The organism is Moorena sp. SIO3B2 (assembly GCF_010692525.1).
Lineage (GTDB): Bacteria > Cyanobacteriota > Cyanobacteriia > Cyanobacteriales > Coleofasciculaceae > Moorena > Moorena producens.
Genome location: NZ_JAAHHE010000848.1, coordinates 1 through 1505 on the forward strand (window position 1 = coordinate 1; position 1505 = coordinate 1505).

At 42.2% G+C, this 1505-nt stretch carries 1 protein-coding gene; it reads right to left on the reverse strand.

Annotated elements, in window-relative coordinates; translation table 11 throughout:
- Positions 1–1091, reverse strand: a 1091-nt coding sequence (locus F6K38_RS41720) for a tetratricopeptide repeat protein (RefSeq protein ID WP_502709667.1), incomplete at its 3' end; no start/stop codon positions are given.
- Positions 1092–1505: the final 414 nt, after the last annotated feature.

Below are 1505 nucleotides of genomic sequence, written 5' to 3' on the forward strand. Positions count from 1 at the left end.
TCTCCTTTTATTCGCTTACCGTAAGCAGCACCGAGATTATTTTGTGTCCTTGCCCAATCAATAGGAAATGCTTCAAAGGTTGTAACTATAAGAGCCTGTTGGTAACAAGCGATCGCTTGTTCTATATTCTGTGCTTTCTCACCTTTTATTCGGTTAATGTAAGCATTACCGAGATTATTTTGTGTTTGTGCCCACTCAATAGGAAATGCCTCAAAGGTTCTAACTCTCAGAGCCTGTTGGAAACAAGCGATCGCTTGTTCTATATTCTGTGCTTTTTCCCCTTTGATTCGGTTACTGTAAGCATTACCGAGATTATTTTGTGTATTTGCCCAATCCCTAGGAAAAGCCTCATTTTTTTTAACTCTAAGAGCTTCTTGGTAACAAGCGATCGATTCTTCTAGGTTTTCTGCTTTCTGACCTTTTCTTCTTTGAGAGTAAGCAAGACCTAGATTGTATTGAGTCTTTGCCCATTCAACCGGAAACTCTTCACGGGTGCGTACTCCTAAAGCTAATTTGTAACAAGCGATCGCTTCTTCTAGGTTTTCTGCTTTCTGACCTTTTCTTCTTTGAGAGTAAGCAAGACCTAGATTGTATTGAGTCTCTGCCCATTCAACCGGAAACCCTTCACGGGTGCGTACTTCTAAAGTCAATTGGTAACAAGCGATGGCTTTTTCTAAGTTTTCTGCTTTCTGACCTGTGATTCTGTTAAGGTAAGCATTTCCAAGATTCCTTTGAGTTAATCCCCAATCAAACGGAAAAGCTTCACGGGTGTAAACAGTTAGGGCGACTTCATAGCCAGTGATAGCAATTTCCCTATTGCTAGCTTTGTCACCCAAAGGTAATTTTGCTACTATTTTGCTAAATTCAACAATATTTGCTGCTAGGGATGTGGCTTCACCTGCTTCCGCTTCCGCCAGCTTACTTGTTGCCCAATCCCGCAATTTTTCTGCTAAAGTCTGATTAAGTTTGTCGATATTTGCTTCGAGTAATTTCTCAACTACTTGCTGATCACCATTACTGTCTGCAATTGCTTGTAGCACCTCTAAGAGAAAGTCTACTTGGCTATCAGATGTATTGTCAGCCATTGCCATCAACTGCTCTACAATAGTTATTCAAAAAATAGACTTATTTAAAGCACCTTGGATTTGCCAATCTTCATACAAAACCTCATAGATTATAGCATTTTTAAGAAGTCAGAAGTTTGAAGTCAGAAGTCTGACGTAGAGTGGGCATCCTGCCCGCAGCTCTATTCCATCTCAGTAGAGTGGGCATCCTGCCCGCCCGTCTATTCCATCTCAGTAGAGTGGGCATCCTGCCCGCAGCTCTATTCCATCTCAGTAGAGTGGGCATCCTGCCCGCAGCTCTATTCCATCTCAGTAGGGAGCAGGGAAGAGGTTTGTTCACGAGGCTCTGAGGCTCAACCACGAGACTCAAATACTCAACGTTGAGACTCTCAGACTCGTCCACGATATTCAAATACTCGACCACGATATTCAAATACTCAA